10 protein-coding genes are annotated in these 22460 nt (G+C 59.1%); 7 read left to right on the top strand and 3 right to left on the bottom strand.

Going from position 1 to position 22460, the window contains the following annotated elements; translation table 11 throughout:
- The first annotated feature begins 214 nt into the window (after positions 1-214).
- Complete coding sequence (locus AC1MEA_RS25805) at positions 215-1609, top strand: TolC family outer membrane protein (RefSeq protein ID WP_480916304.1); 1395 nt, start codon at positions 215-217, stop codon at positions 1607-1609.
- A gap of 68 nt (positions 1610-1677) precedes the next feature.
- On the opposite strand, the gene AC1MEA_RS25800 is transcribed toward AC1MEA_RS25805, so the two are convergent.
- Entirely contained in the window at positions 1678-4287 is a 2610-nt protein-coding gene (locus tag AC1MEA_RS25800; protein ID WP_480916303.1) for an O-linked N-acetylglucosamine transferase family protein, read from the bottom strand.
- A gap of 119 nt (positions 4288-4406) precedes the next feature.
- Positions 4407-14621: a beta strand repeat-containing protein gene (locus AC1MEA_RS25795; protein WP_480916302.1), complete on the bottom strand. Its 10215-nt coding sequence runs from the start codon at positions 14619-14621 to the stop codon at positions 4407-4409.
- Positions 14622-15288: 667 nt separating this feature from the next.
- On the opposite strand from AC1MEA_RS25795, the gene AC1MEA_RS25790 reads away from it, so the two are divergent.
- Together AC1MEA_RS25790 and AC1MEA_RS25785 are read left to right on the top strand one after the other, a co-directional pair.
- Positions 15289-17007 (top strand): type I secretion system permease/ATPase, encoded by a 1719-nt coding sequence (locus tag AC1MEA_RS25790; RefSeq protein WP_449633111.1) that lies wholly within the window; start codon positions 15289-15291, stop codon positions 17005-17007.
- Between the two features lie 24 nt (positions 17008-17031).
- Complete coding sequence (locus AC1MEA_RS25785) at positions 17032-18357, top strand: HlyD family type I secretion periplasmic adaptor subunit (protein WP_480916301.1); 1326 nt, start codon at positions 17032-17034, stop codon at positions 18355-18357.
- 92 nt (positions 18358-18449) lie between these two features.
- Here the strand turns inward: AC1MEA_RS25785 and AC1MEA_RS25780 are convergent, their stop codons facing one another.
- The gene (locus tag AC1MEA_RS25780; protein ID WP_449633113.1) at positions 18450-18659 is read right to left on the bottom strand and encodes a hypothetical protein; all 210 of its coding nucleotides are present in this window, start codon (positions 18657-18659) and stop codon (positions 18450-18452) included.
- 291 nt (positions 18660-18950) lie between these two features.
- Here AC1MEA_RS25780 and AC1MEA_RS25775 point away from each other — a divergent pair, with 291 nt between their 5' ends.
- From AC1MEA_RS25775 to AC1MEA_RS25760, 4 genes are all read left to right on the top strand, one after another.
- Positions 18951-19691 (top strand): flagellar basal body rod protein FlgF, encoded by a 741-nt coding sequence (locus AC1MEA_RS25775; RefSeq protein WP_480916300.1) that lies wholly within the window; start codon positions 18951-18953, stop codon positions 19689-19691.
- Between the two features lie 46 nt (positions 19692-19737).
- A complete protein-coding gene (gene flgG / locus AC1MEA_RS25770) occupies positions 19738-20526 on the top strand; it encodes a flagellar basal-body rod protein FlgG (RefSeq protein ID WP_449633115.1) in 789 nt (262 codons plus the stop codon).
- 93 nt (positions 20527-20619) lie between these two features.
- The gene (gene flgH, locus AC1MEA_RS25765) at positions 20620-21333 is read left to right on the top strand and encodes a flagellar basal body L-ring protein FlgH (protein WP_449633116.1); all 714 of its coding nucleotides are present in this window, start codon (positions 20620-20622) and stop codon (positions 21331-21333) included.
- Positions 21334-21346: 13 nt separating this feature from the next.
- Positions 21347-22456: a flagellar basal body P-ring protein FlgI gene (locus tag AC1MEA_RS25760; RefSeq protein ID WP_449633117.1), complete on the top strand. Its 1110-nt coding sequence runs from the start codon at positions 21347-21349 to the stop codon at positions 22454-22456.
- Positions 22457-22460: the final 4 nt, after the last annotated feature.

Raw genomic sequence — 22460 nt, 5'->3', positions numbered from 1 at the left:
CGCCATCTGCCATTCCTGCCGTGCCGCCCAAACAGTAATGCTGTTAACAGCGGCTGCTTACGTCAGCCTTTTTAGGGCTTTTTCCATTTATTACGCGGTAGGTGGATGATACACTTCTGCGTTTTCACGTAGGCCATAGCGGTCTAGGAATTATGTGTAAAGCACATGGAAACAGCTGGCAGGCTGCGTTAGAAACTTTATTGATGATCGAGGAATGACCGTGCGCCTGTTTCCATGTGTGATGTTGGGAGCGTTGGCACTGCAGATACATGCGGCCGAGCCGAAAACCGCTGAGCCCTCTACGCTAAGGCTGTCTACCTCAAGTGTCAGCGTGAAAGATTACTCTACTGACTTGATGCAACTTTATCGTGAGTCGCGTCTGGAGGACCCTCGTGTGCTGGCGGCCTATGCCCGTGCTGAGGCGGGCAAAGAGCATCAGCGTGAAGCGTTCGGCTCTTTGTTGCCACAAGTTACCGCGAACGCTGGCGCCAACCGTATCAAGCAGACGGATGCGCTCACGGACCAAATCTACAACAGCGAAAACTACAGCGTGGGTTTGAGCCAGGTTATCTATAACAAGGCCGTATGGGAAAACTTTCAGAGATACAAGAGCCTGGCGAAACAATCCGTCTCTGAATCTGAAGAAGCTCAGACTGAAGCCGCTGTCGATCTGGCGCAGCGCTATTTCACCTCCCTAGCAGCCGATGATGAGCTTGAATTGGTCCAGGCCGAGCGCCGTGCGACTCAGAAAAGCCTCGATCGGGTTAACGCCCTGTACCAGAAACAACTCGCCATGATCACCGACGTGCTCGACCTCAAGGCGCGTGTTGATTCCCTGGCAGCCCAGGAAGTGGGTGCCCGTAATCAGGTCAGTTTGAGCCGGGCTGCGCTGTCGGAAATTGTTGGTCGTCCGGTTACGGAAAAACTTAGCCGTATCCGAAGTGACGTGGAGTTGCAGGTTTCCACTGAGAGTCTTCAAAGCTGGGTCAATTTTGGCATGGCTGAAAACCCCACGCTCAAAGCCAACCAAAGCGCTGTCGAGGCTGCAGAGGCAGCCTTGCGCGGAGGTAAGGCCGGGCACTATCCAACCCTTGGTGTGAACCTGAGCGCGCAAAACACGACCGAAGGCTACAACAACACCCTGGCCCCGAAAACGGACAGTTATGTCGCCGGCCTGCAATTGTCCGTGCCCATTTACAGTGGAGGGTCAACGTCGGCGAGAGTGAGGGGGCTTTATCAGGATCACGTCTCTGCGGAGCAGCAACTGGAAGCAACACGTCGGCAGATTGTAAAAGAGATAACCAATGCGTATTTGACCGCTGATTCAAGCGTCGAAAAAATACGTGCCGACCGCAACGCCCTGGCGTCGGCCGAGCAATCGAGCATCGCCTCGCAAAAAGCATTTACCTATGGGGTGGTGAACGCCGTGGACGTCCTGACCAGCGTCCAGAATGAATTCAAGGCGCGTCGCGATTTGCTCAAAGCCCAGTATGACTTCATCACCAACCTGTTCATCCTCAACCGTTGGGCGGGCAAGGTGTCCAGCGAGAGCGTCGAAAGCGTCAATGTTTGGTTGAGTAATAGTAAGCCGGCCCCGGGTCCTCTTTAAAAAGAAAAACCCAAGGGGATCCCCTTGGGTTTTTCGTGCTGGCCCGGTCGAGGACTCCCCCTTCCAATCTATCTTTTCAGAACAATGCCCTGGCCTGTCGGCAGAGGAAATACGCGGTACCCTCTAGCGTCAAACCATTGATCTTCGATGATTTTTTGTTCGCGATAAACGCCGGCCCACTCGTAATCGTCCAAAATGATTACGCCGCCTGGAACCACTCGGTCAAACAGAGCATCCAGCACCGCTATCTCATATTCAGATGAATTCAGATCTATATGAAGATAAGCGATTTTCTCTGGGCTGTTGCCTTCAAGAGACTGTGGCAACAGGCCTTTAACAAGGTTGACCTGTTCGTAGCCATCAAAACGCTCCAGTACACGCTCGTACATGCCGAGCTTTTGCTCCTGGAACTGGTGCCCGGTAGGGTTGGTGTCAAACGTGTCGTAGCCCCAGAATGTTGTGGGGAAACTTTTTCCGCCAACATAATCCATCACCGTCTTGATGGCGGTGCCCATGTATACACCGCACTCGACAAAATCGCCGGGCAAATGCACACAGTGATAAGCCGCGCAGGCCAGGATATAACGACGCCAGGCAATGGCTTCGTCAGACGCATTTGTTTTGTTTTCTGTCCAGGACGTACGGAACGCCTCATCCTCAAAGGCTGAGTTATTTCGGGCCCAGGTAAAAAGATTGTCCCCAAGGTAGAACCCGGGTGCTACAAGCTTGACCACTTCGCCCATGAGTGCAGAGAATTTTTCCGGATCTGATATTCCCCAGCTGGTATCAACCTTAAAATTAAGAATGGCCTCTTTCGAGGCTACGCTTAGTTTTGGCAGCGGTAATTTTTTGCCTTTGGTAACGGTTGCTTTTGGCTTTGGCACATCATTCTCCATTTCAAACTCAGCAATCTGACTAAAGAGGTTATCAATTATGCGTACTTGATGATCCGTGCGAAACAGCGCGCTGTTATCGCGGCCAGTAACCAAGTGGGTTTTAATACGGTCCAGGCGAGCAGGCTGGGTCGCCAGCTCTACTGCCAAATGCTCGTAGTGCTCAAAATTGTTCACCACCAGTTCATTCAGCCCTAGATTGCTTAGCAAACTGCCTGCCATACGTGACGCGAACGCTCGACCCGAGCAAGTCAGAATGGGTAACCCCATCCACAACGCATCATTGGCGGTGGTGCCGCCGTTGAAGGGAAAGCAATCGAGAAACAGATCTGCCACACGGTAGCGAGCCAGGTAATCAGGCGGAAGCACCCGTGGTGCGAAGATCAATCGCTCGGTTGCAATGCCGCGATCTGCACAAAAGGCCAGTAGATTGGACTGGACCGATGCGTTGTCGGCCAGCAGCCACAGTACACTGTCGGGCACACGGAGCAGGATTTTAATCCAGACTTCGAACAGCTCCGGCGTGTATTTGTGATTGTTGTTGAAGGCGCAGAAGACGAAGGCATCTTCGGGTAGGCCACACTCGGCCCGGCTGGGCGTATTTCCAACCAGGCGATGGCGATCGCTCACCTGGAAAACTTCCGGCAGGTACAGTGGTTTTTCGGTGAAGTACGCCTGTTCCTGTTCGGGTAAAACATACTGGTCGCACAGTATGTAGTCGATAAACGGCATGCCACTGGTGCCCGGAAAACCGAGATAGGCTACCTGGACGGGGGCCGGTCGACGAGCCAGAATATTGATGCGTGCGCCGGCTGTCAGTCCCTGCAAGTCCACCAGGATATCGATTTCGGCTTCACGGATGCGTTGGGCAGCGGCCTCATCCGACAAATCACCTATAAGCACGTGGACATCCAGTGCCGAGATGACCCGTTGGCGCAAGGCCGAACCATCATTAGGGCTCCAGCAGAAACCGTAGACCTCGAAACGCTCACGGTCATGCAACTCCAGCATCTCGACGATCAGCATCGATACCGGGTGCAAGGTGAAGTCTGATGACAGGTAGCCTATCCGTAACTTTTTGTGACCATAGCCGGCCGGATTGGCCAAGGGTTCCAGACCCGGTGTGACTTTTTCCGCGATATAGCGTTGGGCCGCCTTCAATTGCAGTGCCGGATCGTCGGAGAGGTCAAGCATAGACAAGGCCGATGCTGCGTTCAGAATTGCTGCGGGTGTCAAACCTGGTAACTCAATCAGCACAGGCCAGCTACATTGTTTCTGGCGCAAATTCACCCAGTGATGGATGACATTGGGTTGATCCGGTTTGAGCAGCAGGCTGCGGGTAAGGGCCACCTCCGCATCGTTATAGCGCTTGCGCGTTTCCAGCAGCCGACCTCTGTTGTTAAGCGCCAGAATCAGCAGGTCGCGTTTGTCACCGCTCACTTCATTGGGTAAAGCCAGAAAGGCATCCCAGCTTTCCAGCGCCTCATCGAAACGTTGCTGTTTTTCCAGCGTCGTACCCAGGTTGAAAGCCGCTTGCAGAAAATCAGGTTGTTGCTTGAGAGCCTCGCGATAACTGTGCTCGGCAGCGATCAGTTCACCCGCCTCTACCTGCAAGACACCAAGATTGAAGAGCACGGCATGGGCCAGTGGCGATACGCCGTGACCGGTCAGCCACCGCTGGTATGCCTGTATGGCGCCAGCGTTATCACCCGCTGCGCTCAGGACAGAGGCTTCGTCAAACAAGGCGGCAACTGACGATTGAATCTGTTTCAGGGTTTTTTTCATCAAGCAATTCCACGTATCAACCCCGGATATCCGGGTAAAAAAACACCGAGCTTAAACTCGGTGTCGTGGAGAGTGAAGTGGTACCCGGCAGTCAGTCTGCCGGATACCGCAGTGTAGCGTCAGGCCGTGTATTCGCTGTTAACGGTATGAAGCCATGTGTGCAGCGCAGTGGTAACCCCTGTCAGAGAAATCATCGTCCCGGTTATCGAGCCGTCGCTTGTCACCTGAGCGGCAGTCAAGCTTTCTGCCTGAGTCTGGTCAAGCGCATTGAGTTGAGCCGATGTCATCGCATTCAACTGCGCAAAGGTGATCCCGTCCATCTGTCCTGTTGTCAGGCTGTGAATGGCGGCGGTTGACAAGGCTGCCACTGTGTTTGTCGTCAGCAGAGCGATCTGAGTAGAGGTCAGAGCAAGTGACTGAGTGTCGCTCAGAGCAACCTTAACTGCGCCAGCCTGAGTCGCGTCATTCAACAATGCACTTACATCCACGCCCAATGCGGCGATGTCGGAAGCCGTTAATGTTCCAACTTGACCTGTTGTCAACGCGTCGATCTGCGTTGTTGTCAGCGCACCCAGTTGAGCATCGGTCAGAGCGGTAATCTGGGTGGTGGTCAGCACTTCAATCTGGGCGGTGCCGAGCTTGGCCAGGTCGGCTGTTTCAATTGCACCCACCTGAGCCGTGGTCAAGGCACCTATCTGATCGGTGGTCAGGCCGGTGATGTTGGCAGTGGTCAGGCCAGCAATTTCGGTGAGGCTGAGCTTGACCAGATCGGCGGTCTCGATTGCACCCACCTGGGCCGAGGTCAAGGCACCCATCTGATCGGTGGTCAGGCCAGTGATATTGGCGGTGGTCAGGCCTGCAATCTGGTCGACGCTGAGTTTAACCAGATCGACCGTCTCGAAAGCACCCACCTGGGCCGAGGTCAAGGCACCCATCTGGTCTACGGTCAGGCCGGTGATGTTGGCGGTGGTCAGGCCAGCAATTTCGGTGAGGCTGAGCTTGACCAGATCGGCGGTCTCGATTGCACCCACCTGGGCTACGGTCAAGGCACCCATCTGATCGGTGGTCAGGCCGATAATGTTGGCGCCGGTCAGGCCGGCAATCTGGTCGACGCTGAGTTTAACCAGATCGACCGTCTCGAAAGCACCCACCTGGGCCGAGGTCAAGGCACCCATCTGGTCTACGGTCAGGCCGGTGATGTTGGCGGTGGTCAGCGCGGCAATCTGCGCGGTACTGAACTTGGCCAGATCGACTGTCTCGATCTCGCCCACTTGGGTCGAGGACAAGGCTGCGACTTGGCCGGCGGTCAGACCGGTGATGTTGGCGGTGGTCAGCGCAGCAATCTGGTCGGCGGTGAGCGCGGCCAGATCAGCAGTGATGATCGCACCCACCTGGGCCGAGCTGAGTTTGGCCACGTTCGCGGCTTCGATGGCACCTACCTGAGCTGAGCTCAAGGCGGCGATTTGCGTAATGGTCAGACCGATGATGTTGGCGGTGCTCAGCGCATCAATCTGGGCGGTGCTGAGCTTGGCCAGATCAGCTACCTCGATCGCGGCCACTTGGGCCGAAGTCAAGGCACCCATTTGATCGACGGTCAGACCGACGATGTTGGCAGTGCTCAGTGCGGCGATCTGGGCGGTGCTGAGTTTGATCAGATCAGCGTTCTCGATCGCGCCCACTTGGGCCACGGTCAAGGCAGCCATCTGGTCGGTGGTCAGGCCGAGGATGTTGGCGGTGCTCAGGCCGGCAATCTGGTCGACGCTGAGCTTGGCCAGGTCAGGGGTTTCGATCGCGGCCACCTGGGCCGAGGTCAAGGCACCCATTTGGTCTGCAGTCAGGCCGGTGATGTTGGCGGTGGTCAGAGCGGCAATCTGCGCGGTGCTGAGTTTGGCCAGATCGGCTGTCTCGATCTCGCCCACTTGGGTCGAGGACAAGGCTGCGACTTGGCCGGCGGTCAGACCGGTGATGTTGGCGGTGGTCAGCGCAGCAATCTGGTCGGCGGTGAGCGCGGCCAGATCAGCAGTGATGATTGCACCCACCTGGGCCGAGCTGAGTTTGGCCACGTTCGCGGCTTCGATGGCACCCACCTGAGCTGAGCTCAAGGCGGCGATTTGCGTGGTGGTCAGACCGGTGATGTTGGCGGTGCTCAGCGCATCAATCTGGGCGGTGCTGAGCTTGGCCAGATCAGCTACCTCGATCGCGGCCACTTGGGCCGAGGTCAAGGCACCCATTTGATCGACGGTCAGACCGACGATGTTGGCAGTGCTCAGTGCGGCGATCTGGGCGGTGCTGAGTTTGATCAGATCAGCGTTCTCGATCGCGCCCACTTGGGCCACGGTCAAGGCAGCCATCTGGTCGGTGGTCAGGCCGAGGATGTTAGCGGTGCTCAGGCCGGCAATCTGGTCGACGCTGAGTTTGACCAGATCGACCGTCTCGAAAGCACCCACCTGGGCCGAGGTCAAGGCACCCATTTGGTCTGCAGTCAGGCCGGTGATGTTGGCGGTGGTCAGCGCGGCAATCTGCGCGGTACTGAGTTTGGCCAGGTCGGCTGTCTCGATCTCGCCCACTTGGGTCGAGGACAAGGCTGCCACTTGGCCGGCGGTCAGACCGGTGATGTTGGCGGTGGTCAGCGCAGCAATCTGGTCGGCGGTGAGCGCGGCCAGATCAGCTGTGATGATTGCACCCACCTGGGCCGAGCTGAGTTTGGCCACGTTCGCGGCTTCGATGGCACCCACCTGAGCCGAGCTCAAGGCGGCGATTTGCGTGGTGGTCAGACCGATGATGTTGGCGGTGCTCAGCGCATCAATCTGGGCGGTGCTGAGCTTGGCCAGATCAGCTACCTCGATTGCACCCACCTGTGCCGAGGTCAAGGCACTCATTTGATCGACGGTCAGACCGACGATGTTGGCGGTGGTCAGTGCGGCGATCTGGGCGGTGCTGAGTTTGATCAGATCAGCGTTCTCGATCGCGCCCACTTGGGCCACGGTCAAGGCGGCTACTTGGCCGGCGGTCAGGCCAGCGATGTTAGCGGTGGTCAGGCCGGCAATTTGGTCGGTGCTGAGCTTGGCCAGGTCGGCGGTTTCGATCGCGGCCACCTGGGCCGAGGTCAGGACGCCCATCTGATCGGCGGTCAGGCCGGTGATGTTGGCGGTGGTCAGTGCGGCAATCTGGGCGGTGCTGAGCGCGGCCAGATCAGCATTCTCGATCGCGCCCACTTGGGTCGAGGTCAAGGCAGCCACTTGGCCGGCGGTCAGACCGGTGATGTTGGCGGTGGTCAGCGCAGCAACCTGATCGGCGGTGAGCGCGGCCAGATCAGCGGTGATGATGGCGCCCACCTGGGCCGAGCTGAGTTTGGCCACATTCGCGGTTTCGATGGCACCCACCTGAGCCGAGCTCAAGGCAGCGATTTGCGCGGTGGTCAGGCCAATGATGTTGGCGGTGGTCAGCGCGTCAATCTGAGCGGTACCGAGTTTGGCCAGGTCGGCAGTTTCAATTGCACCCACCTGGGCCGAGGTCAAGGCACCCATTTGGTCTGCAGTCAGGCCGACGATGTTGGCAGTGGTCAGTGCGGCAATCTGGGCGGTGCTGAGTTTACTCAGATCAGCGTTCTCGATCGCGCCCACTTGGGTCGAGGTCAAGGCAGCGACTTGCGCGGTGGTCAGGCCGAGGATGTTGGCGGCGCTCAGGCCGGCAATCTGGTCGATGCCGAGCTTGGCCAGGTCAGCGGTTTCGATCGCGGCCACCTGGGCCGAGGTCAAGGCACCCATTTGGTCTGCAGTCAGGCCGGTGATGTTGGCGGTGGTCAGCGCGGCAATCTGGGCGGTGCTGAGTTTGGCCAGATCGGCTGTCTCGATCTCGCCCACTTGGGTCGAGGTCAAGGCAGCCACTTGGCCGGCGGTCAGACCGGTGATGTTGGCGGTGGTCAGCGCAGCAATCTGGTCGGCGGTGAGCGCGGCCAGGTCAGCGGTGATGATGGCGCCCACTTGGGCCGAGCTGAGTTTGGCCACATTCGCGGCTTCGATGGCACCCACCTGAGCCGAGCTCAAGGCGGCGATTTGCGCGGTGGTCAGGCCAATGATGTTGGCGGTGGTCAGCGCGTCAATCTGAGCGGTGCCGAGTTTGGCCAGGTCGGCAGTTTCAATTGCACCCACCTGGGCCGAGGTCAAGGCACCCATTTGATCGGCGGTCAGGCCGACGATGTTGGCGGTGGTCAGCGCGGCAATCTGGGCGGTGCTGAGTTTGCTCAGATCAGCGTTCTCGATCGCGCCCACCTGGGCCGAGCTCAAGGCAGCGACTTGCGCGGTGGTCAGGCCAATGATGTTGGCGGTGTTCAGGCCGGCAATCTGGTCGATACCGAGCTTGGCCAGGTCAGCGGTTTCGATTGCGGCCACCTGGGCCGAGGTCAAGGCACCCATTTGATCGGCGGTCAGGCCGGTGATGTTGGCGGTGGTCAGCGCGGCAATCTGGGCGGTAGTCAAAGTAGCCAGATCGACTTTGGTGATCGAGCTCACTTGGGCCGAGGACAAGGCAGCCACTTGGCCGACGGTCAGGCCGGTGATGTTGGCAGTAGTCAGCGCGGCAATCTGGTCGGCGGTGAGCGCGGCCAGATCAGCGGTGATGATGGCGCCGATTTGGGCTGCGCTGAATTTGGCCAGATCGGCCACCTCGATAGCACCCACCTGAGTCGAGCTCAAGGCAGCGATTTGCGCGGTGGTCAGACCGATGATGTTGGCAGTGGTCAGCGCGGCAACCTGGGCAGTGCCGAGCTTGGCCAGATCGGCCGTCTCGATTGCACCCACCTGGGCCGAGGTCAAGGCACCCATTTGATCGGCGGTCAGGCCGACGATGTTGGCGGTGGTCAGTGCGGCAATCTGGGCGGTGCTGAGCTTGCTCAGGTCGGCTGTCTCGATCGCGCCCACCTGGGTCGAACTCAAGGCAGCGACTTGCGCGGTGGTCAGGCCGGTGATATTGGCGGTGCTCAGGCCGGCAATCTGGTCGACGCCGAGCTTGGCCAGGTCAGCGGTTTCGATCGCGGCCACCTGGGCCGAGGTCAAGGCACCTACTTGCGCGGCAGTCAGGCCGGTGATATTTGCGGTGGTCAGTGCGGCAATCTGCGCGGCGCTGAGCTTGCTCAGGTCGGCTGTCTCGATCGCGGCCACTTGGGTCGAGGTCAAGGTAGCCACTTGTGCGGTGGTCAGGCCGGTGATGTTGGTGGTGGTCAGCGCGGCAATTTGGTCGGCACTGAGCGCGGCCAGATCAGCGGTGATGATGGCGCCGACTTGGGCTGCGCTGAATTTGGCCAGATCGGCCACCTCGATAGCACCCACCTGAGTCGAGCTCAAGGCGGCGATTTGCGCGATGGTCAGACCGATGATGTTGGCAGTGGTCAGCGCGGCAACCTGGGCAGTGCCGAGCTTGGTCAGGTCAGCGGTGCCGATTGCACCCACCTGGGCCGAGGTCAAGGCACCCATTTGATCGACGGTCAGGCCCACGATGTTGGCAGTGGTCAGTGCGGCAATCTGGGCGGTGCTGAGCTTGCTCAGGTCAGCGGTCTCGATCGCGCCCACCTGGGCCGAGCTCAAGGCACCCACTTGCGCGGCAGTCAGGCCGGTGATGTTGGCGGTGCTCAGGCCGGCAATCTGGTCGACGCCGAGCTTGGCCAGGTCAGCGGTTTCGATCGCGGCCACCTGGGCCGAGGTCAAGGCACCCACTTGCGCGGCAGTCAGGCCGACGATGTTGGCGGTGGTCAGTGCGGCAATCTGGGCGGCGCTGAGCTTGCTCAGGTCGGCTGTCTCGATCGCGGCCACTTGGGTCGAGGTCAAGGTAGCCACTTGCGCGGTGGTCAGGCCGGTGATGTTGGCGGTGGTCAGCGCGGCAATCTGGTCGGCACTGAGTGCGGCCAGATCAGCCGTGATGATTGCGCCGACTTGGGCTGCGCTGAATTTGGCCAGATCGGCCACCTCGAGAGCACCTACCTGAGTCGAGCTCAAGGTGGCGATTTGCGCGGTGGTCAGACCGATGATGTTGGCAGTGGTCAGCGCGGCAATCTGGGCAGTGCCGAGCTTGGCCAGGTCAGCGGTGCCGATTGCACCCACTTGGGCCGAGGTCAAGGCACCGATTTGATCGGCGCTCAGGCCGACGATGTTGGCGGTGGTCAGTGCGGCAATCTGTGCGGCGCTGAGCTTGCTCAGGTCAGCGGTCTCGATCGCGCCCACCTGGGCCGAGCTCAAGGCACCCACTTGCGCGGCAGTCAGGCCGACGATGTTGGCGGTGGTCAGTGCGGCAATTTTATCGGTCGTCAGGGCAGCCAGATCGGCTGTCTCGATCGCGCCCACCTGAGCAGCGCTGAGTTTGGCCAGATCGGTCGCTTCAATCGCGCCCACTTGGGTCGAGGTCAAGGCTTTCATCTGCGCGGTGGTCAGACCGGCAATGTTGGCCGTGGTCAGCGCGATAATCTGGTTGGTCGTGAGCGTCGCCAGGTCGGCCGTGGTGATCGCGGCCACTTGGGCCGTACTCAAGGCCCCGATTTGATCGGCGGTCAGGCCCGCGATGTTGGCGGTGGTCAATGCAGCTATCTGGGCGATGCTGAGTTTGACCAGATCGGTCGTGGTGATCGCGGCCACTTGGGTCGAGGTCAAGGCACCTATTTGCGCGGCGGTCAGGCCAATGATGTTGGCGGTGGTCAGCGCGGCAATTTTATCGGTCGTCAGAGCAGCCAGGTCGGCTGTCTCGATCGCGCCCACCTGAGCAGCGCTGAGTTTGGCCAGGTCGGCCGTCTCGATTGCGCCGACTTGGGCCGAGGTCAAAGCTTTCATCTGCGCGGTGGTCAGGCCGGTGATGTTGGCGGTGGTCAGTGCGGCAATCTGATCGGTCGAGAGCGTCGCCAGATCAACCGTGGTGATTGCGGCCACTTGGGCCGAACTCAAAGCGGCCACTTGTGCCGTGGTCAGGCCGGCGATGTTGGCAGTGGTCAGGGCGGCAAGCTGTTCGGCGCTGAGCTTAGCCAGATCGGCCGTAGTGATCGCGCCCACCTGAGTCGAGGTCAAGGCTTTCATCTGTGCCGTGGTCAGGCCAGCGATGTTGGCGGTGGTCAGTGCAGCAATTTTATCGGTCGTCAGAGCAGCCAGGTCGGCTGTATCGATCGCCCCCACCTGAGCAGCGCTGAGCTTGGCCAGATCGGCCGTCTCGATTGCGCCCACTTGGGCCGAGGTCAGTGCCTTCATCTGCGCCGTGGTCAGGCCAGAGATGTTGGCGGTGGTCAGTGCGGCAATCTGATCGGTCGAGAGTGCCGCCAGATCGGCTGCGGTGATCGCGGCCAATTGGGCGGCAGTCAGAGCGCCTACTTGTGCGGTGGTGAGGCCAGCGATGCTGGCAGTGGTCAGCGCGGCAATCTGGACGACGCTGAGCTTGGCCAGGTCGGCAGTTTCAATCGCCGCCACTTGGGCGGAGGTCAATGCCTTCACCTGGTCGGTGGTCAGGCCGGTGATGTTAGCGGTGGTCAGCGCAGCAATCTGGTCGGTGGTGAGCGTTGCCAAGTCAGCCTTGGTGATCGCAGCCACTTGGGCGGCAGTCAGAGCGCTCACCTGGTCGGTAGTCAGGCCGGTGATGTTGGCGGTGGTCAGCGCGGCAATCTGGAGGACGCTGAGCTTGGCCAGATCGGCCGTCTCGATTGCGGCCACTTGGGTGGCGGTCAATGCCTTCACCTGCTCGGAGGTCAGGCCGGCGATGTTGGCGGTGGTCAATGCAGCAATTTTATCGGTCGTCAGAGCAGCCAGGTCGGCTGTCTCGATCGCACCCACCTGGGCAGCGCTGAGTTTGGCCAGGTCGGCCGTCTCGATTGCGCCCACTTGGGTCGAGGTCAAGGCTTTCATCTGCGCGGTGGTCAAACCGGCGATGTTGGCGGTGGTCAGCGCAGCAATCTGGTCGGTGGTGAAGGTCGCCAGATCTGCCAGGGTGATTGCGGCCACTTGGGTGGCAGTCAGCGTGGCGACTTGTGCAGTGGTCAGGCCGGCGATGTTGGCGGTGGTCAGCGCAGCAATCTGGACGGCGCTGAGCTTGGCCAGGTCGGCAGTTTCAATCGCCGCCACTTGGGCGGAGGTCAATGCCTTCACCTGGTCGGTGGTCAGGCCGGCGATGTTGGCGGTGGTCAGTGCAGCAATCTGGTCGGTGGTGAAAGTCGCCAGGTCAGCCTTGGTGATCGCGGCTACTTGGGCGGCACTCAGAGCACTCACCTGTGCAGTGGTCAGGCCAGCGATGTTGGTGGTGGTCAGCGCGGCAATCTGGAGGACGCTGAGCTTGGCCAGGTCGGCAGTTTCAATCGCCGCCACTTGGGTGGCGGTCAATGCCTTCACCTGGTCGATGGTCAGGCCAGCGATGTTGGCGGTGGTCAGTGCAGCAATTTTATCGGTCGTCAGAGCAGCCAGATCGGCTGTCTCGATCGCACCCACCTGGGCAGCGCTGAGTTTGGCCAGGTCGGCCGTCTCGATTGCGCCCACTTGGGTCGAGGTCAAAGCTTTCATCTGCGCGGTGGTCAAACCGGCGATGTTGGCGGTGGTCAGCGCAGCAATCTGGTCGGTGGTGAAGGTCGCCAGATCTGCCAGGGTGATTGCGGCCACTTGGGCGGCAGTCAGCGTGGCGACTTGTGCAGTGGTCAGGCCGGCGATGTTGGCGGTGGTCAGCGCAGCAATCTGGACGGCGCTGAGCTTGGCCAGGTCGGCAGTTTCAATCGCCGCCACTTGGGCGGAGGTCAATGCCTTCACCTGGTCGGTGGTCAGGCCGGCGATGTTGGCGGTGGTCAGTGCAGCAATCTGGTCGGTGGTGAAAGTCGCTAGGTCAGCCTTGGTGATCGCGGCTACTTGGGCGGCACTCAGAGCACTCACCTGTGCAGTGGTCAGGCCAGCGATGTTGGTGGTGGTCAGCGCGGCAATCTGGAGGACGCTGAGCTTGGCCAGGTCGGCGGTTTCAATCGCCGCCACTTGGGCGGAGGTCAATGCCTTCACTTGGTCGGCGGTCAGACCGGTGATGTTGGTGACGGTCAGTGCGGCAATTTTATCGGTCGTCAGAGCGGCCAGATCGGCTGTCTCGATCGCACCCACCTGGGCAGCGCTGAGTTTGGCCAGGTCGGCCGTCTCGATTGCGCCCACTTGGGCCGAGGTCAATGCTTTCACCTGCGCGGTGGTCAAACCGGCGATGTTGGCGGTGGTCAGCGCAGCAATCTGGTCGGTGGTGAAGGTCGCCAGATCTGCCAGGGTGATTGCGGCCACTTGGGTGGCAGTCAGCGTGGCGACTTGTGCAGTGGTCAGGCCGGCGATGTTGGCGGTGGTCAGCGCAGCAATCTGGACGGCGCTGAGCTTGGCCAGGTCGGCAGTTTCAATCGCCGCCACTTGGGCGGAGGTCAATGCCTTCACCTGGTCGGTGGTCAGACCGGTGATGTTGGCGGTGGTCAGCGCAGCAATCTGGTCGGTCGTCAGGGTTGCTAGGTCAGCCACTGTGATCGCGCCCACTTGGGCGGCACTCAGCGCGCCCACTTGGGCGCTGGTCAGGCCTGCGATATTGCCGGTAGTCAGCGAGGCAATCTGGACGGCGCTGAGCTTGGCCAGATCGGCAGTTTCGATCGCGGCCACCTGGGCCGAACTCAAGGCCTTTACTTGCGCGGTGGTCAGGCCGGTGATATTGGCGGTGGTCAGTGCGGCAACTTTATCGACAGTCAGGGCTGCCAGATCGGCTGTATCGATCGCACCCACCTGGGCAGCGCTGAGTTTGGCCAGGTCGGCCGTCTCGATTGCGCCCACTTGGGCCGAGGTCAAAGCTTTCATCTGCGCGGTGGTCAGGCCGGCAATGTTGCTGGTGGTCAGCGCAGCAATCTGATCGGTCGTCAGGGTCGCCAGATCTGTGGCAGTGATCGCGCCCACTTGAGCGGCGGTCAGAATGGCCACCTGCGCGGCGCTCAGGCCAGCGATGTTGGCGGTAGTCAGCGCAGCAATCTGGACGGCGCTGAGCTTGGCCAGGTCGGCAGTTTCAATCGCCGCCACTTGGGCGGAGGTCAATGCTTTCACCTGGTCGGTGGTCAGACCGGTGATGTTGGCGGTGGTCAGTGCGGCAACCTGGTCGGTGCCAAGCGCCGAAACCTGACTGGCCGTCAGTGAGGCGGTCTGGGCTTTGGACATCCAGCTAATTTGATCGGTCAAACCGGTAAAGTCGAGGTGGCTGATCTGAGCAGCAGTCAAGCCTGCAAACTGGGCCTGCGTCAGAGTAGCCAGTCCGTAAGTATTAATCTCGGTAATCGTGGCTGAGACGATCTGGGCGGCGGTTGTCGCTGTGGTAATTGCTGCCATTTTGCAACTCCTAGAAAAGCACGAAAATCAGGAATAAAGGGAAGGTAAAGAGTGGTTGCAGGCGCTGAGTGCGATACCTAGCCGTAATCGTCAGTGCCTGTCGCGAGGCTCTGGCGATCACGTTCTATAGCTAAGGGCAGCTGCATGAGATTACTCGCGAGTGAAGTGCAAACTCGCCTAAACATTTCGAGTAGAAGTGCTCGACTGAAGTCATGGAAGTAGGGAGGTTGAAGCCTGGTACTGCCTGCTTTAATCCAGTAACCGTATCGCATTCAGCTTCTTCAACCGCAGCGGTCTTGATGGCGTGCATGTTAGACATCCTTTGTTACGGTTGAAGATGGGCGTCAGTGGGTAACACTAAAAAGCACACTGGCAGCAATGGACGTACGTTCTCTGTTTATCTATCGGCCATCATTGTGCCTTCTTTAGGCCTTGGCGAAAAAATCTCGACGGATTTTGTATGGGCGTGTTCTGGGGTATGGGCCAGCGCTGCCGGGGCCCATTCGCCGGTCGATGGTTCGAATCTGGAGGGGGGCGCAGCACGTCCAGGCAGGGTTTTCGCGAGACTCGCAAGCAGCCTTCAGGCTCTTGTTATTGCTTCGGTTCTATCGTGCTATTCTCCCGCGCTTGCTTATCCAGACTGGCTGCCGAGTACGAGTAGTAGAAAATGACCTCCCCAAAGACAGATCTTCAGGCTGCCATTGCAGCCTGCAAAGGTAGCTTCATCTCGGTTGGCTTCTTCAGCCTGTTTGTTAATTTTCTGATGCTCGTTCCTTCCTTCTATATGCTTCAAGTCTACGATCGGGTGATGGGCGCGGGCAGCGAGTCGACGTTGTTAATGTTGACCTTGATCCTCATCTTGCTGCTGGCGACCATGGGCGCTCTGGAGTGGGTTCGCTCGCGGATCATGGTGCGTATCAGTACTCGCCTGGATAGTCTTCTTGGTGGGCGGCTGTACGATGCCAGCTTCAAACAGGCGCTGTATTCCGGGGGTATGAATGCTTCGGCGCAGCCGTTAAGTGACATGACCGGGTTGCGCCAGTTCCTCACAGGCAACGGGCTGTTTGCATTTTTTGACGCCCCTTGGCTGCCAATCTATCTAGCAGTGATGTTCATGTTTCATCCTTGGTTTGGCTGGTTTGCAGTCATTTGTGCCGGTCTGTTGATAGGTCTGGCCTACGTCAATGAACGGCTGACCAATAAGACCCTGGGGGATGCCAATAAGGAGAACCTCGCGGCCACCGCCTTCACTAACAAGAACTTGCGCAATGCTGAGGTGGTGGCGTCGATGGGCATGCTGCCGCAGTTGCGGCGCCGCTGGCAGGAAAAGAACAACAGGGTGCTGGAACTGCAAGGCCTGGCCAGTGACAGTGCTGGCACTATCACGGCTTTCTCCAAGACATTTCGCCTGCTTGTGCAGTCGCTGATTCTCGGCTTGGGCGCTTACCTGTCGCTAAAACAGGAAATCAGTGCAGGCATGATGACCGCCAGTTCTATTTTGCTCGGTCGTGCGCTGGGGCCAATCGATTTGATGATCGGTTCCTGGAAGGGTTTTATTTCGGCACGTTCGCAATATGGCCGACTTAACGAATTGCTGCTTAAGATCGACGCCGAGCCGGAGCGTATGCCGCTGCCGCCTCCGAAGGGTGATGTGAGTGTCGAATCACTGATCGTGACCCCGCCTGGCTCCCAGCAGGCGGTAATCCGTGGGGTGACTTTTCGTGTCGAACCTGGCGAGTCGGTGGGCATTATCGGCCCTAGTGGTGCTGGCAAGTCGACCTTGGCCCGTGCGCTGCTAGGCATCTGGCCGGCCTCTCATGGCAAGGTTCGCCTGGACGGCGCTGACGTGTCCAGCTGGAATCGCGACGAGCTCGGCCCTCACATCGGTTACCTGCCGCAAGATATTGAGCTGTTCGAGGGTACCATCAGCGAGAACATCGCTCGCTTCGGCGTGTTGGACCCGGCAGCGGTGGTTGAAGCTGCATGCATTGCCGGGGTGCATGAGCTGATCCTGCGCTTGCCGCAGGGTTACGACACGGTAATCGGCGTTAGTGGTGGTGCGCTCTCCGGTGGGCAGCGTCAGCGCGTTGGTCTGGCGCGAGCCGTCTATGGGAAACCAAAGCTGGTGGTGCTGGATGAGCCCAATTCCAACCTTGACGATCAGGGTGAGCAGGCACTGGCCGTGGCCTTGCAACAGCTTAAAGTGTCGGGCACGACATTGTTCGTGATCACTCACCGCCCGAGCATTTTGGCTGAAGTCGATAAACTGATGGTGCTGCGCGATGGCGCGTTGGTGATATTCGGGCCGAGGGTTCAGGTTCTGCTCGAGCTGCAGAAGGCTCAGCAGGCGGCCGCAGCATCGCAGCTTGCGGTCAGTCATGTGTAACGGGTGGGTGTGATGGGAGTAGACATGGACAAATCCGTACAGGCGGTCATGCCAAACGGGGTGCCGCAGCCGCAGATCAATGACGTACCTATTCGTCGCATTGGTTACCTGATCGTTTTCCTGACCTTTGGCCTGTTCGGTTCTTGGGCGGTTTTTGCCCAATTGGACAGTGCTGCATTGGCGCCGGGCGTAGTGACGGTGAAAACTCACCGCAAGACGGTGCAGCACCTTGAGGGCGGCATTATTAAAGCGTTGAATGTGCGTGATGGCGATGTCGTGCGGGCAGGAGATGTTCTGATCGAACTGGACGGCACCCAGACCCTGGCAGAGCTACAAGTGGTGCACAGCCAGCTGATTGCGGCTCGTGCCATGGGGGCGCGTCTGACCGCAGAGCGTGATGCTCTGGGAATGGTCACCTTTGCTCCGACGCCGGAGGGTAATGATCCGCGGGTTGTTGAGGCGCAGGAAAACGAACGGCACATCTTCATCGCGCGGCGTAACGCTCACTCGGGCGAGATCGACGTACTGAAAAAGCGCGTGATGCAGCTCAACCAGCAGATCCGTGGTTTTCAAGAGCTGATTGCCAGCAAGCAGCAGTTGGCTGACTCCTATAAGGAAGAGGTTGGCGATCTGAGTGCCCTGCTCAAGGAGGGCTTCGTCGACAAGCAGCGTCTGCGTGAAAAGGAGCGCAGCATGACCGGCCTGCATTCCGAGGTGGCGGATCTGAAGTCCTCCATTGCCCAAGCCAATCTGCACATCGGTGAAACCGAGCTACAAATCGCTCAGCAGCAGAAAAACTTCGTTTCTGAAGTGGTCAACCAGCTGGCTGAAGTGCAAACCCGGGTCTTCGACATGAGCGAACACTTGGCCACCTTGCAGGATCGTGCAAACCGCATCCAGATCCGTGCGCCTGAATCCGGCATGGTGCTAGGCATGAGGGTGCATACCTTGGGCGGCGTAATCGGACCTGGCACGCCACTGCTGGATATCGTTCCAGCCAGCGAGGGTATGATTGTAGAGGTGCAGATTTCGCCGATGGATATTGATCGTGTAGCGCTCGGCAAGTCGGCAAAAATTCGTTTCAGTGCCTTCAAGAAAGCCAGCACGCTTGTGATCATGGGGCAGTTGACGCGTGTTTCGGGAGATCGTCTGATCAACGAGCAGACGGGCGCTTCTTATTATCTGGGGCGTGTCGAGCTGACCGATAAGGGGCGAAAGGATCTTGGTGACTTGAAGCTGGTACCGGGGATGCCGGCAGAAGTCTTGATCAATACGGGCACGCACACCCTGCTGAGTTATTTGGTGCAGCCGGCGAGCAATGCTTTCGCCCGTTCGTTGCTCGAAGACTGAGCGCGTGAGTTGGGCCGCTCCTGCTAGATGGCGTGGGCGACGGACAGTCTTGGCGGGGGAGGCTGCTATTCAGGCCCAGTCCTGGGAGCTATTTAGCTCGGCCGCCCCCGATATCGGCAACTCGCGTCTCTGTAGGGGCCGTCAATCAGCTTGAATGCCGATTTTGGATTGACCCACTGCTTGCAGATAACCCGTGTCGCGCCTTGCCATTTGTACCAGGGCGCGGTGGCGGCTTGGGCCTGGATCGGGATGAAGGTCAGGCCGGCCACAAGTGAAAAAATCAAGCGGGTTTGAAGGGGCATATAAACCTCGTTGCAAGTCGATCGAATGTTATCGCGTCGGCCTCTTAGTATCCTGCTTTTGTTGCTGTCTCCCTCGGTGAGGGTTTTCTGACGGCAACATCCCCATCATTCGGCCAAATGCGGCAGTCCGCCGCCGCGTACGCCTGAACTGCGCTCTCTGTTCTGGCGTTTTCCCTCGTTAATGCTGGAAAATCAAGACGTTGTATGGTGAAAGATTAGTTGGTTCGAATATTGCTATAACGTTTTTAGAACAGCTACAGGCGGCAAACGTCTGTCAGGGGAGGAAAGACTGTGGACAAGTTGCTTTACGTGGCAATGAGCGGTGCGTCTGAGAACGCCATTGCACAGAAGGCTCATGCGAACAACCTGGCGAACGTCTCGACCAACGGTTTTCAGCGTGACCTTGAACAGGCGCGCTCGATCCCCGTGTTTGGTGAGGTCATGCCTTCGCGTGCCTATGCCATGAGTGAGCGTCCAGGGACTGATTTCTCAGGCGGCGCGATGATCGACACGGGGCGGGATCTGGATGTTGCCGTGAAAGGGGATGGCTGGATCGCGGTGCAGACCGCCGACGGCGGTGAGGCATACACGCGCTCCGCCAGTCTGAATGTCGATGCACTCGGTGTTTTGCGGGCTGGCAATGGTTTGCCGGTCATGGGCAATGGCGGGCCGATTGCCGTGCCGCCCGAGGAGCAAATCGAGATCGGTGCCGACGGTACTATCAGCGTTCGCTCGATGGGTGAAGGTCCAAAGGTGATGGCGCAGGTGGACCGGATCAAGCTGGTCAACCCTGACATGAAAAACATGGAGAAGGGTGCTGATGGCCTGATCCACACCAAGGACGGCAAGGCTGCGGGTGCCGACGGCACCGTTCAGGTCGAGTCGGGATTTCTGCAGGCGAGCAACGTCAATGCCGTCGAGGAAATGACATCGGTACTGACACTGTCCCGTCAATTTGAATTGCACATCAAGATGATGAAGACAGCTGAAACAAACGACGAGTCGATGGCTCGGGTCTTGCAGAACAGCTAAATATTGACAGCTTGCGCCGATAATCAGGCGCTTGAGGAGAGAAAGAATGCTTCCGGCACTTTATGTAAGCAAGACCGGTCTGGCCGCTCAGGACATCAACCTGACGACGATCTCCAACAACCTGGCGAACGTATCGACCACAGGTTTCAAACGTGATCGCGCCGAGTTTCAGGACTTGCTCTATCAGATCAAGCGTCAACCAGGCGCTCAGTCGACTCAGGACAGCGAGCTGCCATCCGGTCTGCAGCTGGGTACCGGTGTGCGCATTGTCGGAACGCAGAAAAACTTTTCGGCCGGCAGCCTGCAAACGACGGATCAGCCGCTCGATCTGGCAGTCAACGGACGTGGCTTTTTCCAGGTCATGCAGCCCGATGGCACCGTGGCCTACAGCCGCGACGGTACGTTCCACCTGGATAGCAACGGCCAGATCGTGACCGCCAATGGTTATGCCCTGGAGCCAGCGATTGTCGTCCCTGCCCAGGCACAGACGTTCACCGTAGGCCAGGACGGCACGGTGTCGGTGACCCTGGCAGGCGCCAACGCCACCTCTCAGGTGATCGGCAACCTGCAGACCGCCGACTTCGTCAACCCGTCCGGTCTGCAAGCGGTGGGCAGCAACCTGTTCCTGGAGACCGCTTCAAGCGGTGCTCCTCAAGTGGGTACACCGGGGCTGAACGGTTTTGGTACGACACAGCAGAACACCCTGGAAGCCTCCAACGTGAGCACCGTCGAGGAAATGGTCAACATGATCACCACTCAGCGCGCCTACGAGATGAACTCCAAAGTGATCTCCACCGCTGACCAGATGCTGCAATACGTGACGCAAAATCTGTAAGGCTCTGATGGGCCTGTTCGGCCTGTCGATACACCTGATCAATTGGATGGGGTGCCCGGTCGGCACCTGCTACACCGCGAGGTTTTAAGTGTCATGAAACGGCTTCTTGTTCTGCGGCTTTCCGTGCTGGTCGCTTCGCTCTGCGGAATCGCTCTCCTGGCGGGCTGCGTCGCGCCTGTGGCCAAGCCCAATGACCCTTATTACGCGCCGGTGTTGCCGCGCACGCCACTGGCCGCCGCCGCGAACAACGGTTCGATTTATCAGGCCGGTTTTGAGCAAAATCTCTACGACGACCGCAAGGCTTATCGGGTCGGCGACATTATTACCATCACGCTTTCCGAAAAAACCGCAGCGAGCAAGGCAGCCAGTTCCGGGCTGACCAAAAACAGCACTAACAGCATAGGTCTGACGTCGTTGTTCGGCGCTGGGGTGACCACCAATAACCCGGTGGGCAGTGGCGATCTGAGTCTGAACGCGGGCTATAACGGCGCGCGCACCAGCAAGGGTGATGGCAAGGCAGCCCAAAGCAACAGCCTGACGGGTTCGGTGACGGTCACGGTGGCTGACGTCCTGCCCAACGGTATCCTCGCGGTTCGCGGCGAGAAATGGTTGACCCTTAACACGGGGGATGAGCTGGTGCGTATCGCGGGCTTGATCCGTGCTGACGATATCGCCACGGATAACACGGTGTCCTCCACTCGAGTGGCCGATGCACGCATTACATATTCGGGTACCGGTTCGTTCGCCGATACCAGTCAACCGGGGTGGTTCGATCGGTTCTTCCTCAGCCCGTTGTTCCCTTTCTGATCGCGGGATAGACATGAATACGTTCAAGCAACTGATGGCTGCGGTACTGCTGTTATCCACAACATTCGGCGTTCATGCCGAGCGTTTGAAGGACATCGCCAGCATTTCCGGGGTTCGGACCAACCAATTGATCGGCTACGGCCTGGTGGTCGGTCTCAACGGTACCGGCGACCAGACCACGCAGACCCCGTTTACGCTGCAGACGTTTAACAACATGCTGGCCCAGTTCGGTATCAAGGTGCCGAGCGGCTCAGGCACCGTACAGCTGAAGAACGTCGCAGCGGTGGCGATATATGCTGATCTGCCGCCATTCGCCAAACCGGGTCAGATGGTCGACATCACCGTGTCGTCCATCGGTAACTCGAAAAGCTTGCGCGGCGGCAGCCTGTTGATGACCCCCATGAAAGGTATCGATGGCAACGTCTACGCCATCGCCCAAGGCAACCTGGTGGTGGGTGGTTTCGACGCCGAAGGCCGCGACGGTTCGAAGATTACGGTCAACGTTCCTTCGTCCGGCCGTATTCCGGGTGGCGCTTCGGTCGAGCGTTCGGTGCCAAGTGGATTCAATCAGGGCAATAGCCTGACCTTGAACCTCAACCGATCCGACTTCACCACCGCCAAGCGTGTCGTCGACAAAATCAACGACATGCTCGGTCCAGGCGTGGCTAAAGCGCTGGACGGTGGATCGGTGCGGGTGACTGCGCCACTGGACCCGAGTCAGCGGGTCGACTACTTGTCGATTCTCGAGAACCTGGAGATCGATCCGGGTCAGGCGGCGGCCAAGGTCATTATCAATTCGCGTACAGGCACGATCGTGATCGGCCAGAACGTCAAGGTTTCACCGGCAGCCGTGACTCACGGCAGCCTGACCGTGACCATCACCGAAGACCCGATTGTCAGCCAGCCGGGTGCGTTGTCCGGCGGTCAAACGGCTGTGGTGCCGCGTTCGCGGATCAACGCGGCGCAAGAGTTGCACCCGATGTTCAAGTTCGGCCCGGGTACCACGCTGGATGAGATCGTGCGAGCGGTCAATCAGGTCGGCGCAGCGCCAGGTGACTTGATGGCGATTCTCGAAGCCCTGAAGCAGGCCGGCGCGCTGCAAGCCGACCTGATCGTCATCTGAGGAG

This window comes from Pseudomonas sp. ASL8, from assembly GCF_056680355.1.
Note: the sequence above shows the minus strand (reverse complement) of the source record. Positions and strands in the feature narration are given on the sequence as shown.

Coding starts and splice junctions, on each gene's coding strand:
- AC1MEA_RS25785 (WP_480916301.1), top strand. CDS start 17,032: ATGGACAAATCCGTACAGGCGGTCATGCCAAACGGGGTGCCGCAGCCG.
- AC1MEA_RS25795 (WP_480916302.1), bottom strand. CDS start 14,621: ATGGCAGCAATTACCACAGCGACAACCGCCGCCCAGATCGTCTCAGCC.
- AC1MEA_RS25805 (WP_480916304.1), top strand. CDS start 215: ATGACCGTGCGCCTGTTTCCATGTGTGATGTTGGGAGCGTTGGCACTG.
- flgG (WP_449633115.1), top strand. CDS start 19,738: ATGCTTCCGGCACTTTATGTAAGCAAGACCGGTCTGGCCGCTCAGGAC.
- flgH (WP_449633116.1), top strand. CDS start 20,620: ATGAAACGGCTTCTTGTTCTGCGGCTTTCCGTGCTGGTCGCTTCGCTC.
- AC1MEA_RS25790 (WP_449633111.1), top strand. CDS start 15,289: ATGACCTCCCCAAAGACAGATCTTCAGGCTGCCATTGCAGCCTGCAAA.
- AC1MEA_RS25760 (WP_449633117.1), top strand. CDS start 21,347: ATGAATACGTTCAAGCAACTGATGGCTGCGGTACTGCTGTTATCCACA.
- AC1MEA_RS25800 (WP_480916303.1), bottom strand. CDS start 4,287: ATGAAAAAAACCCTGAAACAGATTCAATCGTCAGTTGCCGCCTTGTTT.
- AC1MEA_RS25780 (WP_449633113.1), bottom strand. CDS start 18,659: ATGCCCCTTCAAACCCGCTTGATTTTTTCACTTGTGGCCGGCCTGACC.